Origin of the sequence: Paraburkholderia sp. RL17-383-BIF-A (genome assembly GCF_046028015.1) — a bacterium.
GTDB lineage: Bacteria > Pseudomonadota > Gammaproteobacteria > Burkholderiales > Burkholderiaceae > Paraburkholderia.
This window is the reverse complement of sequence record NZ_JARESR010000018.1, coordinates 120,488-134,506: the sequence shown is the minus strand read 5'-3', so window position 1 is coordinate 134,506 and position 14,019 is coordinate 120,488. Positions and strand designations below refer to the sequence as shown.

Below are 14,019 nucleotides of genomic sequence, written 5' to 3'. Positions count from 1 at the left end.
CTGGACACGGCGGCACCTATCAGCCCGCCTGCCCCTCCACCGTCAGCAACTCGATACCATCGAGTTGCGCCGCGCAGGTATCGCGCACGATTCTGACGAAATCATCGAAATAAGGCCGGTTCGCGAAGCCTTTCGCGGCCACCGCGTACAACTCGCTCCACAGCCCCTGCGGGCCGACCCGTTTGGCCAGCACGTAATCGTGGTCGACGTAGTTTTTCACGCCCCAGTTCGGCAGCGCCGCGATGCCGCGGCGGCTCGCCACCAGTTGCATGACGGCGATAGTCAGTTCCGCCGTGCGCCGTTCGAGTTTGATGCCGGCCGGCTCCAGCACTTCACGGATCAGGTCGATGCGCGCCTCGGGCACCGGATAGGTAATCAGCGTTTCGTCGCGCAGGTCGTCCGCCACCACGCGACGCTTGTTGCGTAGCCGGTGCTCGTTGGCCATCACCACCAGAATCTCGAAGCGGAACAGCGGCGCGATATGCAGGCTGCGCCGCGTGGCCGGTTTCGAGCCGATCACCACGTCGGCTTTGCCGTCGCTCAGCAGACGCAGCGGGTCCGCATGAAAACCGGCGACGAGATCCACTTCGACTTCCGGCCAACGCCGACGGAATTCGTCCATCACCGGCATCAGCCAGTCGAAGCAGGTGTGGCATTCCAGCACGATGCGCAACTCGCCGCGCGTGTCGCCCTTCAGGCGCACGAGATCGCGTTCCGCCGCGCTCACCGCCGCGATGGTCTCGCGGCCAAGCGCCAGCAGCCGCTCGCCGGCGGCGGTAAAACGCAGCCCCTGCTTGGTGCGCTCGAACAGCGACACCTCGTAATGCGCCTCGATATCGCGAATCTGATGAGACAGCGCGGACTGGCTCAGATGGACACGCTCGGCGGCCGCCACCAGCTTGCCCGAATCGGCAATGGCGATCAGCGAACGCAAGTGGCGAAGCTCAAGCATGGAATGGCTCCGCGTAGAACGAATCAGTGTGGATATGAATTTGGCTCATACATTGGTGAAAACATGTCGCTTGATGAATCATAGCGCGACTTTCACACTGGACGCCAATTCATACAACGCACAACAGGACTTCACATGGCCCGCACGCACATTCCCGGTTTTCCTCGCATCGGCGCACAACGCGAACTGAAATTCGCGCAGGAATCGTTCTGGCGCGGCGAATCCGACGACCAGCATCTGCGCGGCGTCGCGCGCGAATTGCGCGCCCGTCATTGGCAATTGCAGCGGGACGCCGGACTCGATTTCGTCACCGTCGGCGATTTTGCCTACTACGACCAGATGCTCACCATGAGCGCGTTGCTCGGCGCATTGCCGCAGCGCTTCGGCTTCGAGCCGAAGGCGCTGTCGCTCGCCCAGTACTATGAGCTGGCGCGTGGCAACGCCGCGCAACCGGCAATGGAAATGACCAAATGGTTCGATACGAACTACCACTACCTCGTCCCCGAACTCGGGCCGCGGACGCGCTTCGACGGCGGCGTCGAATGGCTGTTCGAGGAGATCGACGAAGCGCTCGCGCTGAATCTGCCGGTCAAGCCGGTGCTGATCGGGCCGATCACTTACCTGTGGCTGTCCAAGAGCCATGTTGCCGGCTTCGACCGTTTGTCGTTGCTGCCGAAGCTCGTGATCCGCTACAGCCGCCTGCTGGACAAGCTCAAGCAGCGCGGTATCGAGTGGGTGCAGATCGACGAGCCGGCGCTGTGCGTCGATCTGCCCGCACAATGGCTCGAAGCGTTTTCCGCCGCGTATGACGTGCTCGGCGCGTCGGGCGTGAAGCTGCTGCTCGCCACGTACTTCGAAAGCGCTGCGGAACACGCGCCGCGGGTGGCCGCGCTGCCTATTGGCGGCGTGCATCTGGACCTGGTGCGCGCCCCGCAACAGCTCGACGCGTGGCGTGCGGCATTGCCCGCGCATGCGGTGCTGTCGGCCGGCGTGATCGACGGCCGCAATATCTGGCGCGCGGATCTCGGCGAGATCGTCGAATCGTTGCAAAGCCTGCATGCGGAATTCGGCGAACGCTTGTGGATCGCGCCATCGTGCTCGCTGCTGCATGTGCCGGTTTCGCTCGACGCAGAGAAAAAACTCGACGCCGATCTGAAATCGTGGCTCGCCTTCGCCACCGAAAAACTCGCTGAAGTCGCCACGCTCGCCCTCGCCTTACGCGATCCCGCCGCGGCCGAAGCCACGCTCGCCGCCGCAGACCGCGCGCTCGAAGCACGCCGCCACTCCAGCGCGGTGGTCAACGCACTCGTGCAAAAACGCGTGGCCGCGGTGAGCAGCGCGATGGCGCAACGGCAAAGCCCGTTCGCCGAACGCAACCGCGTGCAGCGCGAAGCGCTCGGCCTGCCGCTCCTGCCGACCACCACGATCGGCTCGTTCCCGCAAACGCCGACGATCCGCCAGGCCCGTGCCGCCTACAAACGCGGCGAACTGCGCGCGCTCGACTATCTGCAACGCATGCGCGCCGAGATCGAGATCGCCGTGCGCAAACAGGAAGAACTGGGCCTCGACGTGCTGGTGCACGGCGAAGCCGAGCGCAACGACATGGTCGAATATTTCGGCGAACAGTTGTGGGGCTATGCGTTCACGGAAAACGGCTGGGTGCAGAGCTACGGCTCTCGCTGCGTAAAGCCGCCGATCATCTACGGCGACGTCTACCGTCCCGAACCGATGACGGTCGAGACCACGCGCTACGCGCAATCACTCACGCAGCGTCTGATGAAAGGCATGCTGACCGGCCCCGTGACGATGCTGCAATGGTCGTTCGTGCGCGACGACCAGCCACGCTCGACCACCGCGCTGCAACTCGCGCTCGCGATCCGCGACGAGGTCGTGGATCTGGAAAAGGCCGGCATTCGCATCATCCAGATCGACGAACCGGCTTTTCGCGAAGGCTTGCCGCTGCGTCGTGCCGACTGGGCCGCTTATCTGGACTGGGCCACGCGTGTGTTCCGCATTTCGGCGGCGGGCGTCGCCGATCAGACGCAGATTCATACGCACATGTGCTATTCGGAGTTCAACGACATTCTGCCCTCGATCGCCGCAATGGACGCCGACGTGATCACCATCGAGACCTCGCGCTCGGCGATGGAACTGCTCGACGGCTTCGGCGCCTTCGCGTATCCGAACGAAATCGGCCCGGGTGTCTACGACATCCACTCGCCGCGCGTGCCGGGTGCGGACGCGATGCAACGTCTACTGGAACGTGCATGCGAAGTGATTCCGGCCGAGCGCCTGTGGGTCAATCCCGATTGCGGGTTGAAGACGCGCGGCTGGCCGGAAACGGAAGCCGCGCTCGCGAACATGGTGCGGGCCGCCAGGGCGTTGCGCGCGAAGCTCGCGGCGACGAAGCAGCCGGAAGAATTGCCTGCGTGATGTGATCGGTCGTTGAACCAGCGTCGAACGCCCATTCGCGCGCGGTATCGTGCCGCGCGAATGGGCGTTTCCACGTTCGGCGGTTCAGTCTTTCGCATACAGCGTCGAATCCGCGAAACCTTCGGCGGCGAGCACCTGGCCGACCAGAATCAGCGCGGTCCGCGCGATGGAACTCGACTGCACTTTGCCGACGATATCGTCGAGCGTGCCGGTGATCTTCTTCTCGTCCGGCCAGCTCGCGCGATAGATCACCGCGACCGGACACGCGCCGCCGTAATGCGGCCGCAATTCATCGACGATGCGCGCAAGATGCCGCACGCCGAGATGAATCGCCATCGTCGCGCGGTGCCGCGCAAGGTCGGCGAGCTGTTCGCCTTCCGGCATGCTGGTTTTGTTCGCGAAGCGCGTGAGAATCAGCGTCTGCGAAACATCGGGGAGCGTGAGTTCGCAGCCCAGCGCCGCCGCGCAGGCAGCCGTGGCGGTCACGCCCGGCACGATCTCATAGGGGATATGCAATTCACGCAGGCGGCGAATCTGTTCGCCGATCGCGCCGTACAACGACGGATCGCCCGAATGCACGCGCGCCACGTCCTGGCCTTTGGCGTGCGCCGCCGCGAGCAGCGCGACGATCTGATCGAGATCGAGTTCGGCGGTGTTGACGACCTGAGCGGCCGCGTGACCTTCGAGCACCGCGGCCGGCACGAGGGAACCCGCGTACAGGATCACCGGGCAACTGCGCACGAGCCGCTGCCCTTTCACCGTAATCAGTTCCGGGTCGCCCGGACCCGCGCCGATAAAAAACACCGTCATTCACTACTCCATGATTCGTTAGCGCGGCATGGCGGGCATGCGCGATTCAGGCGGAAGCTCAATGCGCCGCTTGCAGCGCTTCGAGCAGGTCGGCTATGCGCTCGAACTCCCGATCCGCCGCCGGCAACTCGGGACGGCGCAACATCACGACCGGCAGTCCCCGCTCACGCGCGACTTCGAGTTTTGCCTCGGTCGCATTGCCGCCGCTGTTTTTACTCACCACCACGTCGAAGGCTTGCAGGGCGAACAGCGCGCGTTCGCCTTCAAGCGTGAATGGGCCGCGCGCCGCGATAATGCGCGCACGCGCCGTGTCCTCGTGCGAATCGAGGCAACGCACGGTCCAGAACTGCTGCGGGGGAATCTCGTCGAGATGCGCAAGCGGTTCGCGGCCGAGCGTGAAGAGCGGCTTCCTGAACGGCGCAAGCGCATCCGCGAGCGCGCCCCAGTCACCGACCATGCGCCAATCGTCGCCGGCTTGCGGCTGCCAGGCCGGACGGCGCAGCGCCCAATACGGCACACGCGCAACGCGGCTCGCCTGTGCCGCATTCGCGCTGATTTGCGCGGCATACGGATGCGTCGCGTCAAGCACGAGGCCAATGCCCTCACTGTCGATGTAACGCGCCAGGCCCTCGCTGCCGCCGAAACCGCCCACGCGCACCGAGCACGAGAGATCGCCCGGCACCTTGCCGAGGCCGGCGAGACTGTACACGTGGACGGGATCGTTGAGTTCGCGAGCGATCCGCAATGCGTCGCCGGTGCCGCCGAGCAGCAGAATCCGCTTCATTGCGCGGCTCCGATCAGGTTGCCCTGGCGGTCGATCGCGAACATTTCCACGTGGACCTGCGGCGGCACGATATCGCGCGCCACGGCCAGCGCATGCCGGCAGACGATATCGCCGAGCGGCACCTGCTGCTCACGCGCCAATGCAACCGCCTGCTGGCTCGTATTGGCCGCACGAATCGCCGCCTGAAGCGCGGCGTCGGCGCCGTGTGCGGCCGCCCACTGCGCGAGCCGTTCAAGATCGATGCTCGAATGACGGCTATGCAGATCGAGATGCCCCGCCGCCAGCTTGCTGAGTTTGCCGAAGCCGCCGCACACGCTCAGACGCTCGACCGGGGCGCGCTTCATATGCTTGAGCACCGCACCGACGAAGTCGCCCATTTCGATCAGCGCGATATCCGGCAGACCGTAGTGCGCGCGCATCGCGTCCTCACTGGCGTTGCCGGTGCAGGCGGCGAGATGCGTGTAGCCGTTGGCGCGCGCGACGTCGATGCCCTGATGGATCGATGCGATGTACGCCGAGCACGAAAACGGCCGCACGATGCCGGTGGTGCCGAGGATCGACAGACCGCCGAGAATGCCGAGACGCGGGTTCATCGTTTTCAGCGCGAGCGCTTCGCCGCCTTCCACGCCGATCGTGACCTCGAAGCCGCCGCCATAGGCATGCTCCGCCGCGAGTTCGGCCAGATGCTCGGTCATCATTCTGCGCGGCACGGGGTTGATCGCCGGTTCGCCAACCGGCAGCGTCAGTCCCGCACGCGTCACCGTGCCGACGCCCGGCCCCGCGCGAAACGTCACGCCCGGCGTGGCGACGAGGCGCACGCGCGCGAATACGAGCGCGCCATGCGTGACGTCGGGATCGTCGCCGGCGTCCTTGATGGTGCCGGCTTCGGCGCCGCCGGCGCCATCGTCGATCAGGCGGCAGAACACCAGCGGCATCGGCACATGCTGGCCCTTGGGCAATACGATCTCCGCGACGTCGCTGGCCACGCCCGCGAGCAGCAGACGCGCCGCCGCCAGCGACGTCGCGGTGGCGCAACTGCCGGTCGTGTAGCCGCTACGCAGCGGCGCGGGTTGTTCGGGCGTTTCTTCGCGCATCAGGGTTCTTGGGGTGAGTCGGGGTTCCTCACAGCACCTCCGGCCGGCTTGGTCACATCCAGCAGCGTGATTGGCAGCGCCTGCCGCCACGTATCGAACCCGCCGAGCGGTTGCGCGTCCGCGAGCGCGATCCGCGTCAACGTGCCGCCGTGCCGCTCGCGCCATGCCGCCAGCGCCGCTTCGCCTTGCAACGTGACCGCGTTGGCGACCAGCCGGCCGCCCTCACGCAGACTGACCCAGCACGCTTCGAGCACACCCGGCACCGTCGCACCGCCGCCGATGAACACCGCATCCGGCCCCGGCAGCCCTTGCAACGCGGCAGGCGCGCGGCCCGCGACGAGTTGCAAAGTCGGCACGCCCAACGCATCGCGATTACGTTCGATGAAGCGCTGACGCTCCGCATGCCCTTCAATTGCGATCGCCCGGCACGTCGGATGCGCGCGCATCCATTCAATGCCGATCGAGCCGCTGCCCGCGCCCACGTCCCACAGCAATTCGCCGGGCGCCGGCGCGAGACGCGCGAGCGTGATCGCGCGCACATCGCGCTTGGTCAACTGGCCGTCGTGGCGAAAGGCGTCGTCGGGCAAACCGCAGGTCAGCGGCAAACGCGGCGCGCCCTCGGTGGCACGGCAGTCGAGTGCGATCAGATTCAGCGCGGCCACCTCACCCGCCGGCCATTGATCCGCACGGCCGTCGATGCGCCGCTCCAACTCGCCGCCCAGGTGTTCCAGCACGCTCATACGGGTCGCACCGAAACCGCGGGCGTTGAGCAACTCCGCGAGCGCGGCGGGCGTGCGACCGTCCGCGCTCAGCACGAACACGCGCGCGCCGTCGTGCAGATGCGCGTTCAACGTCGCCAACGGCCGGCCCACCAGCGACACCGTCGCGACGTCCTGCAACGGCCAGCCGAGGCGCGCAGCGGCCAGCGACAACGATGACGGCGCGGGCAGCACGCGCAACTCTCCTGCCGGCAACTGTCGCGCGAGCGTCGCGCCCACACCGAACAGCATCGGGTCGCCGCTCGCCAGCACGCACACTGCGCCGCCGCGCTCGGCGAGCAAAGGCGCGAGATCGAACGGACGCGGCCACGCGGCACGGCGCGCGGCGAGCCGCGCGGGCAGCATCGCCAGATGACGTTCGCCGCCGTAGACCACCGACGCTTCCAGCAAAGCACGCCGCGCGGGCCTTCCCAAACCGGCGAAACCGTCGTCGCCTATGCCCACCACCGTCAGCCACGCCGGCATGCACCCATCCTCATTCTGTGTCTTCAAATAGTCCGCTGTACCGCGCCGATCAAAGCGCCCAGCCTCGTTGTGCTGTTCGAAAAAAGGCATAATACAGCCGCCGGTGCCCTTCGGGGCCGAAGAGGGAACACAGTGCCACTGTGGCTGCCCCCGCAACTGTATGCAGCGAGTCCGCCTGCGCTCCACGCCACTGGTTCTACCGGGAAGGCAGCGGCGGCCCATGACCTGCCAGCCAGGAGACCTGCCGGCGAGACTGTTCGTGCCAACCAACATCGGGCGGGGTGTACCGATGCCGCAGCCATGCCCGCTCACGGCATGCTCGGGCCGTCGCGCGACGCTAAACCGGTGTCCGTCTTGAATCATGCTTCGCCTTCCACCATTGTCTCCAACGCGGCCGCGACGCCGCGGCCCTCGGCGTGTCCGGGGCTGCTGCGCATCGTGGCCGCCCGCGACGGCGGGCTTTGCCGCATCAAACTGCCTGGCGGCGAGTTGAGCGCAGCGCAGGCGCGCGCGCTCGCGGATGCCTGCGCACGCCACGCTGCCGGGGCAATCGAGCTGACCAATCGGGCAAATCTGCAGGTGCGTGGGGTCAAGCCGGGTGACGAAGCGGCGTTGATTGCGGCGCTCGTGGCTGCCGGGCTCGGGCCGAGGCCGTCGAGCGGCGCGGCGAAGGCACCGGACACACCAGCGGCAATCGCCGCCGACGACGTGCGCAACGTGATGATCAGCCCCGCTGCCGGACGCGACCCGTCAGCCCTGTTCGACACGCGCCCGCTGTGCGCCGATCTGCTTTCGATGCTGCAAAGCGAAACGCGTTTCGCGGCGCTGTCGCCGAAATTCGCGCTGCTGCTGGACGGCGGTGAACGGCTCGCGAGAGTGGATCATCCGCACGATGTCTGGCTGGCGGCGTCGCAGGAGCCGGACGGCGTGCGATTCGTATTCGGGCTGGCGGGTTGTCCGCCCGCGAGTGCGTGTGCGGGCTCGCCAACGCAGTACGACGATACCGGTTCGCCGGACCTTGCTGCAAAACCCGGTGCGCACAGCACGGCTGCACTGGCCGCGGTTCTGCCTTCACAGGTCCCCGCTCTGGTGCGCGCGCTGCTGTTCACCTTCCTCGAACTCGCCCCCGCCGACGCCACGCGCATGCGTCACCTACTAGCCGGCCATTGCGCCGACGCGCTCTTGCATCACGCTCAACGGTACGTCCATTTTCCGCTGACGCGAGACGCGTCGCTGGCCCACTGGCGTCGAGCCGCACCCGCCGATGCGAGCCTGCGCCTCGGCGTCCACCCTCAACGGGGGCCCGGAGCCTCGCACGTAGGCGGCCAGCCAACGCTCGGACGCCTCGACGCCGGCGCCCTGCGCGCCCTCGCCGCGCTGTCCCAGCAGCACGGTAACGGCACACTGCGTTTCACACCCTGGCAAAGCGTGCTGCTGCCCGACATCGCAACGCACGCGGTTCCCGCTGTGCTATCCGGCTTGACCACGCTCGGCCTCGCCACCGATCCCGCGCAAGCCATCACGCGCCTGATTGCCTGCGCGGGATCGAGCGGCTGTGCGAAGAGCCTCGCCGACACCAAGGCCGACGCGTTGCGCCTCGCCGCACGCCTGCCTGACGGCGTCGACGTGCATCTGAGCGGCTGCTCCCGCTCGTGCGCCACGGCGCATTGCGCGCCGTACACGCTGCTGGCGGCGGCGCCCGGCCTCTACGACCTTTATCGACGCGACGGACGGCCCGGTTTCGGCCAGTGCGTCGCGCGCCAACTGACGATCGACCAGGCCGCCGACATGTTCGAACGCCTGGCCCGGAGTAACACCGATGCTTGATTACATTCGCGACGGTCAGGAGATCTATCGCCAATCCTTCGCGACGATCCGCGCGGAGGCCGACTTGTCGCGCATTCCCGCCGACCTCGAAAAACTCGCGGTGCGCGTGATCCACGCGTGCGGCATGGTCGATGTGATCGACGATCTGGAGTTTTCCGCAGGCGCGGGCACGGCGGGCCGTGCGGCGCTCGCGCAAGGCGCGCCGATCCTGTGCGATGCCGGCATGGTCGCGCAAGGCATCACGCGCGCGCGGTTGCCGGCGAACAACGAAGTCATCTGCACGCTCACGCACTCGGACGTGCCGTCGCTCGCACGCGAACTCGGCAATACGCGCTCCGCGGCCGCGCTCGAATTGTGGCGGCCGCATCTGGCGGGTAGCGTCGTCGTGATCGGCAATGCGCCGACCGCGCTGTTTCATCTGCTCGATATGCTCGACGCGGGCGCGCCCCGGCCTGCCCTGATCCTCGGCTTCCCGGTGGGCTTTGTCGGCGCGGCCGAATCGAAAGCCATGCTCGCGGAAAACAGCCGCGGTGTGCCCTATGTGGTCGTGCACGGCCGTCGCGGCGGCAGCGCCATGGCGGCGGCCGCCGTGAACGCGCTGGCAACGGAGGTCGAATAAATGACCGTGCAAGGACGTTTGTTCGGACTTGGCGTCGGCCCCGGCGACCCGGAACTCATCACGCTGAAAGCACTGCGTTTGCTGAAGGCGGCGCCGGTGGTCGCGTACTTCGTCGCGAAGGGGAAGAAAGGCAACGCGTTCAGCATTATCGAAGCGCATTTACACGACGCGCAGCAGCATCTGCCGCTGGTTTATCCCGTCACCACGGAAGCGCTCGAACCGCCGCTTTCCTACGAAGCAATCATTGCCGATTTCTACGACACCGCCGCCGAAATCGTCGCCGCGCATCTCGACGCGGGTCGTGACGTCGCCGTGATCTGCGAAGGCGATCCGTTCTTCTACGGCTCGTACATGTATTTGCACGACCGGCTCGCGGCGCGCTACGAGAGCGAAGTCGTGCCCGGCGTGTGCTCGATGCTCGGCGGCGCGGCGGTGCTCGGTTCGCCGCTCGTGTACCGCAATCAGAGTTTGTCGGTGCTCTCGGGCGTGCTGCCCGAAGACGAGTTGCGCCGGCGTCTGGCCGATGCCGACGCCGCCGTCGTGATGAAACTCGGCCGCAACTTCGACAAGGTGCGGCGCGTGCTGGGCGAACTCGGCCTCGCGGACCGCGCGCTCTACGTCGAACGCGCGACGATGGGCAATCAACGCATCGTTGCGCTCGCCGACGTGGATCCAATGGCGTCCCCGTATTTTTCGCTGCTCGTGGTGCCGGGGGAAAAATGGCAAGGATGAACGCGCCCGCGATCGTGATTCTCGGCGCGGGCGCGTTGGCGACAGCGCGACGCATTCAGGCGCTGTATGCGGATAGCCGGGTGCACGGCTTGCGCGGACGTGTCGAGGCGGACGTGGCTTACAGCGAACTCGGCGCGCATTTGCGGGAACTGTATGCGCGCGGCACGCCGATCGTCGCGTTGTGCGCGGCGGGTATCGTGATTCGCTGCGTCGCGCCGTTGTTGGCGAACAAGGGCGTCGAGCCGCCGGTGCTGGCCGTTGCCGAAGACGGCAGCGCGGTCGTCCCGCTGCTCGGCGGTCTCGCCGGCGTCAACGTGATGGCGCGCGAGATGGCCGCGATGTTGGCCGTGCCGCCTGCCATCACGACGAGCGGCGAGTTGCGTTTTGGCACCTGCGTGCTCAATCCGCCTGATGGCTATACGCTCGCCGACGTCGGGCAAGGCAAACGCTTCGTGTCGGATCTGCTGGCTGGTGCAAGCACGCGTATCGAAGGCGAAGCGCCGTGGCTCGATGACGCGCAACTGCCCCGCTCCGACTCGGCGCGCCTCGCGATTCGCGTGACGCCGCGTGCGTGGGACGGGCGCGAGGATGAGTTGGTAATTCATCCGCGAAGTGTGGTCGCGGCTGTCATGGTCACGGTCATGGTCACGGGTGCGGGTGCGGGTGCCAGTGCCAGTGCCAGTGCCAGTGCCGGGATTGTGGCCCGCGTGCAGGAGGCACTCGATACGCACGGTCTCGCGCCGCTGTCCCTTGCGGCGTTACTAGCCTCGTCCGAGCGCATGGGCGATCCGGCGCTGGCCGAGGCCGCGGCGAACCTGAATGTGCCGTTGCGCTTCGCGCTGACGCGTCCCGAAGATGGCGAACCGCCGGGCAACCTGCTGCATGCCGCGCTGCGCATTCCCTACGAAACGCTGCACAACGATTCGACGGCAGGCGTGGCGCTTGCGTTGGCGCCGCTCGCCATCGATCCGGACACGATCGGCCGAGTGCGTGGCCGCCTGACCGTGATCGGCCTCGGCCCCGGCAGCGCCGACCTGATGGTGCCCGCCGCGCGCACGGCGCTCAATGAAGCCACCGATATCCTCGGCTACGACACTTACGTGAAAATGGCCGGCCCGTTGCGCGCCGACCAACGCGTGCATGGCACGGACAACCGCGAGGAACTGCAGCGCGCGCGACATGCCTTCGAGTTGGCGAGCGAAGGACGCGCGGTGGTGATGGTGTCCTCGGGCGACCCCGGCGTATTCGCGATGGCCGCGGCGGTGCTAGAAGTGTTAGAGGCCTCGCAGAACACGGACTGGGCGGCGGTCGAGCTATCGATCGTGCCGGGCGTATCGGCGGCGATGGCAACGGCGGCACAAGCCGGTGCGCCGTTGGGCCACGACTTCTGCATGCTGTCGCTGTCCGACAACCTGAAGCCCTGGGCGATCATCGAAAAGCGCCTTAGGCACGCGGCCGAAGCGGACCTGGTGATGGCGTTCTACAACCCGATTTCGCGCGCACGGCCCTGGCAACTGGATAAAGCGCTGGACATCGTGCGGGAATATCGGCGTGCGCAAACGCAGGTAGTGCTGGGCCGGGACATTGGTCGGCCTGGTAGCACGCTGAGGACGATCACGCTGGGCGAACTGCGTTCGTCTGATGTGGATATGCGCACGATGGTAATCGTGGGGTCGTCCACGACACGCAGGTTCGGCAACGCGGACGAAGGCGGCGAGTGGGTTTATACGCCGCGCTGGTATGAGTGAACGTGTGCGCTATGAGGTTTTTCTGCGCATGAACCGACGTATCGCCAGACAGCAAAGAACGACCGGTACGCCGATGCACAAGGTAGCTATTGCCCAATAAAGGTCCATGACGTACAAAATCAGGTTCTCGTCGAGATCTGACCCGGCGCCTTGGCCTGTGGCTGATAGGTAGAATTTGACTACTGCCTTGACTGGAGCGGGTATATGAAGGGGGTATCTCGTAAGTGGACTCGACAGTTGCCAACCAATATTACTCATGACGAGAAGCGCAAATGAACATGCCACGAGCGTTACGGACAAAGGCATCTTAGGTATCGCTTCACCACTCTTTCTGGCAATGAGATAGCGAGACAGCCACCGTTTGAATCCAATTAGTGCCACTGCAATCAGCAATGTGGCGACCGCCCAATAGAGCAGGAACGCAAGCACCTCCATATCGTCTGGATTTCCCAGATATTCAGTGCCGGTGCAGGACAGCCAGAATCGGATAAATGCTTCCACGCTCTCAGGCATTTCCATTGGGAGCATGTCGATAAGATACGTGGTCCGCAAACCAGCAATCGCGGACATCACTATCAAAGCGGTGTAAGTCGCAATGTTGATGAGTGAGCGCTTGTTCATTTGACGTCAACGGTTCCATAGGCCCTCAAGGCAGACCCCGGCACGGGCATCGTCTGTCCTCGCGAACGAATGAATATCTGAAGTCGATCGAATTCATTAGGGCTCGCGATCGTGATACATCCGTGACTCAGCCCGAGGCGCCCGACTGGATGCAACCGGAAGTTACCGCGCTTGATGCCATTGATGTTAGTCGTGTCCCCCGTTGCCGGATTCCAGAGCATGAACCATTTTCGACGATCGGTAGAGCTAACACCCTGCGCGTTCCACCAGTCGTATATCAAGCCCATGTAACCGCCTGACTGACGATCGACGAGATAGTAGGTCCCTTTGGGAATCGGCCCAACGTTTTCCACGGCCGTTTCGTCAGGATTATCCCGCCCTCGACCGGTTCCAGAAAATGCAGTAACTGGCACGGTTCCCTCGCACGTGAAGGTGGAAGTGTTCTTCCCATTAAGAACAAAAGTACACTTGACCGGCATTTCCTCTGCCCCTGCCCCGTCAATTTGCAGTGTTGTTCTTGATATAAAGCGTCGCGGTTACCGCACCGCCGCTTCCCCCCAGCGCGTTCTGCACGAAGTACTCATGCTTCATTGTCGAAAAGGAAAGATGAACCTCTTCGTGGCATTCATCGCCGCCGCCGATCGGTTCGACCTGGGTAATGACCACGTCGTGCATCGTGATCTTCAGGTATTCGAATGGCAGTCCCCCGGCCTTGCGCACGGTCAACTGCACCTGATTAATATGCTTGCCCGTGAAACAGAACCTGGTCAGATTCGGACTCGCGCGGTCGAGCTTGTGAGTGAACTCCAGGTCTGAAACGGTAGCCTTTCCCGCGCCGCCGCCGGAACCCGACATCATGGTCGAGGTCTGCGAAACCTTCCAACGCCAACCAATAACGTCGATTTCGTTCAGATGCGACGCGTCCTGCGATTCGCCGTCGATGCCGTCAATCTTGATGAAGGTATCCTGCGCCATGAGCGATCCCCGTGATCCGTGCGACTGTTCAGACGGTCGTCACGCGGACATGCGCACGCATTCGGCACAAGCAGGGGTAACCAATCCTGGCGGAAGGCTCAGACCGCAGCGAAGACTCGAAGCAATAGTTTCAGGGGAAATGTCTATCGATGGAGATCGGATCTTTCTGCAAATCTGCGT

Annotated in this window: 13 protein-coding genes and 1 riboswitch; of the genes, 5 read left to right on the top strand and 8 right to left on the bottom strand. The window is 65.2% G+C overall.

The annotated features are described in order from the left end of the window. Positions 1-19 precede the first annotated feature (19 nt). Positions 20-952, bottom strand: a complete 933-nt coding sequence (locus tag P0D71_RS21150) for a LysR family transcriptional regulator (RefSeq protein WP_408481938.1) — start codon at positions 950-952, stop codon at positions 20-22. Between the two features lie 135 nt (positions 953-1,087). Here P0D71_RS21150 and metE point away from each other — a divergent pair, with 135 nt between their 5' ends. Continuing rightward, positions 1,088-3,385 (top strand): 5-methyltetrahydropteroyltriglutamate--homocysteine S-methyltransferase, encoded by a 2,298-nt coding sequence (gene metE, locus P0D71_RS21145; RefSeq protein WP_408481936.1) that lies wholly within the window; start codon positions 1,088-1,090, stop codon positions 3,383-3,385. An 84-nt stretch (positions 3,386-3,469) separates the two neighbouring features. Here the strand turns inward: metE and cobM are convergent, their stop codons facing one another. Genes cobM through cbiE form a run of 4 tightly spaced genes read right to left on the bottom strand, consistent with a single transcriptional unit; the run spans position 3,470 to position 7,317 of the window. Beyond that, a complete protein-coding gene (cobM, locus tag P0D71_RS21140) occupies positions 3,470-4,195 on the bottom strand; it encodes a precorrin-4 C(11)-methyltransferase (protein WP_408481934.1) in 726 nt (241 codons plus the stop codon). Positions 4,196-4,253: 58 nt separating this feature from the next. Then, positions 4,254-4,979, bottom strand: a complete 726-nt coding sequence (locus P0D71_RS21135; protein WP_408481932.1) for a cobalt-precorrin-6A reductase — start codon at positions 4,977-4,979, stop codon at positions 4,254-4,256. Continuing rightward, positions 4,976-6,073 (bottom strand): cobalt-precorrin-5B (C(1))-methyltransferase, encoded by a 1,098-nt coding sequence (locus tag P0D71_RS21130; protein WP_408481931.1) that lies wholly within the window; start codon positions 6,071-6,073, stop codon positions 4,976-4,978. The genes P0D71_RS21135 and P0D71_RS21130 overlap by 4 nt, the downstream gene beginning before the upstream one ends. Beyond that, positions 6,073-7,317, bottom strand: coding sequence for a precorrin-6y C5,15-methyltransferase (decarboxylating) subunit CbiE (cbiE, locus tag P0D71_RS21125; protein ID WP_408481930.1), 1,245 nt, complete (start codon positions 7,315-7,317; stop codon positions 6,073-6,075). Before cbiE ends, P0D71_RS21130 begins: the two co-directional genes overlap by 1 nt. An 84-nt stretch (positions 7,318-7,401) precedes the next feature. Then, positions 7,402-7,580: riboswitch (cobalamin riboswitch) on the top strand. Between the two features lie 52 nt (positions 7,581-7,632). On the opposite strand from cbiE, the gene cobG reads away from it, so the two are divergent. Genes cobG through cobJ form a run of 4 tightly spaced genes read left to right on the top strand, consistent with a single transcriptional unit; the run spans position 7,633 to position 12,243 of the window. Next, positions 7,633-9,144 (top strand): precorrin-3B synthase, encoded by a 1,512-nt coding sequence (gene cobG, locus P0D71_RS21120; RefSeq protein WP_408481966.1) that lies wholly within the window; start codon positions 7,633-7,635, stop codon positions 9,142-9,144. Next, positions 9,137-9,763: a precorrin-8X methylmutase gene (locus P0D71_RS21115; protein ID WP_091808165.1), complete on the top strand. Its 627-nt coding sequence runs from the start codon at positions 9,137-9,139 to the stop codon at positions 9,761-9,763. The genes cobG and P0D71_RS21115 overlap by 8 nt, the downstream gene beginning before the upstream one ends. Next, a complete protein-coding gene (locus tag P0D71_RS21110) occupies positions 9,764-10,495 on the top strand; it encodes a precorrin-2 C(20)-methyltransferase (protein WP_091808162.1) in 732 nt (243 codons plus the stop codon). It abuts the gene before it with no gap. Then, positions 10,492-12,243: a precorrin-3B C(17)-methyltransferase gene (cobJ, locus tag P0D71_RS21105; RefSeq protein ID WP_408481964.1), complete on the top strand. Its 1,752-nt coding sequence runs from the start codon at positions 10,492-10,494 to the stop codon at positions 12,241-12,243. Before P0D71_RS21110 ends, cobJ begins: the two co-directional genes overlap by 4 nt. A 9-nt stretch (positions 12,244-12,252) precedes the next feature. Here the strand turns inward: cobJ and P0D71_RS21100 are convergent, their stop codons facing one another. The 3 genes from P0D71_RS21100 to P0D71_RS21090 are packed head-to-tail and all read right to left on the bottom strand — an operon-like array spanning position 12,253 to position 13,839. After that, the gene (locus tag P0D71_RS21100) at positions 12,253-12,864 is read right to left on the bottom strand and encodes a hypothetical protein (protein WP_408481927.1); all 612 of its coding nucleotides are present in this window, start codon (positions 12,862-12,864) and stop codon (positions 12,253-12,255) included. Further along, positions 12,861-13,343 (bottom strand): DUF2778 domain-containing protein, encoded by a 483-nt coding sequence (locus tag P0D71_RS21095; protein ID WP_408186266.1) that lies wholly within the window; start codon positions 13,341-13,343, stop codon positions 12,861-12,863. Before P0D71_RS21095 ends, P0D71_RS21100 begins: the two co-directional genes overlap by 4 nt. 19 nt (positions 13,344-13,362) lie before the next feature. Beyond that, a complete protein-coding gene (locus P0D71_RS21090) occupies positions 13,363-13,839 on the bottom strand; it encodes an Hcp family type VI secretion system effector (RefSeq protein WP_408346109.1) in 477 nt (158 codons plus the stop codon). Between the last annotated feature and the right edge of the window lie 180 nt (positions 13,840-14,019).

Excerpts from the sequence above, each read along its gene's own strand:
- cobG (WP_408481966.1), top strand. The coding sequence starts at position 7,633 with ATGCTCGGGCCGTCGCGCGACGCTAAACCGGTGTCCGTCTTGAATCAT.
- metE (WP_408481936.1), top strand. The coding sequence starts at position 1,088 with ATGGCCCGCACGCACATTCCCGGTTTTCCTCGCATCGGCGCACAACGC.
- cobM (WP_408481934.1), bottom strand. The coding sequence starts at position 4,195 with ATGACGGTGTTTTTTATCGGCGCGGGTCCGGGCGACCCGGAACTGATT.
- P0D71_RS21150 (WP_408481938.1), bottom strand. The coding sequence starts at position 952 with ATGCTTGAGCTTCGCCACTTGCGTTCGCTGATCGCCATTGCCGATTCG.
- cobJ (WP_408481964.1), top strand. The coding sequence starts at position 10,492 with ATGAACGCGCCCGCGATCGTGATTCTCGGCGCGGGCGCGTTGGCGACA.
- cbiE (WP_408481930.1), bottom strand. The coding sequence starts at position 7,317 with ATGCCGGCGTGGCTGACGGTGGTGGGCATAGGCGACGACGGTTTCGCC.
- P0D71_RS21135 (WP_408481932.1), bottom strand. The coding sequence starts at position 4,979 with ATGAAGCGGATTCTGCTGCTCGGCGGCACCGGCGACGCATTGCGGATC.
- P0D71_RS21090 (WP_408346109.1), bottom strand. The coding sequence starts at position 13,839 with ATGGCGCAGGATACCTTCATCAAGATTGACGGCATCGACGGCGAATCG.
- P0D71_RS21110 (WP_091808162.1), top strand. The coding sequence starts at position 9,764 with ATGACCGTGCAAGGACGTTTGTTCGGACTTGGCGTCGGCCCCGGCGAC.
- P0D71_RS21130 (WP_408481931.1), bottom strand. The coding sequence starts at position 6,073 with ATGCGCGAAGAAACGCCCGAACAACCCGCGCCGCTGCGTAGCGGCTAC.
- P0D71_RS21095 (WP_408186266.1), bottom strand. The coding sequence starts at position 13,343 with ATGCCGGTCAAGTGTACTTTTGTTCTTAATGGGAAGAACACTTCCACC.
- P0D71_RS21100 (WP_408481927.1), bottom strand. The coding sequence starts at position 12,864 with ATGAACAAGCGCTCACTCATCAACATTGCGACTTACACCGCTTTGATA.
- P0D71_RS21115 (WP_091808165.1), top strand. The coding sequence starts at position 9,137 with ATGCTTGATTACATTCGCGACGGTCAGGAGATCTATCGCCAATCCTTC.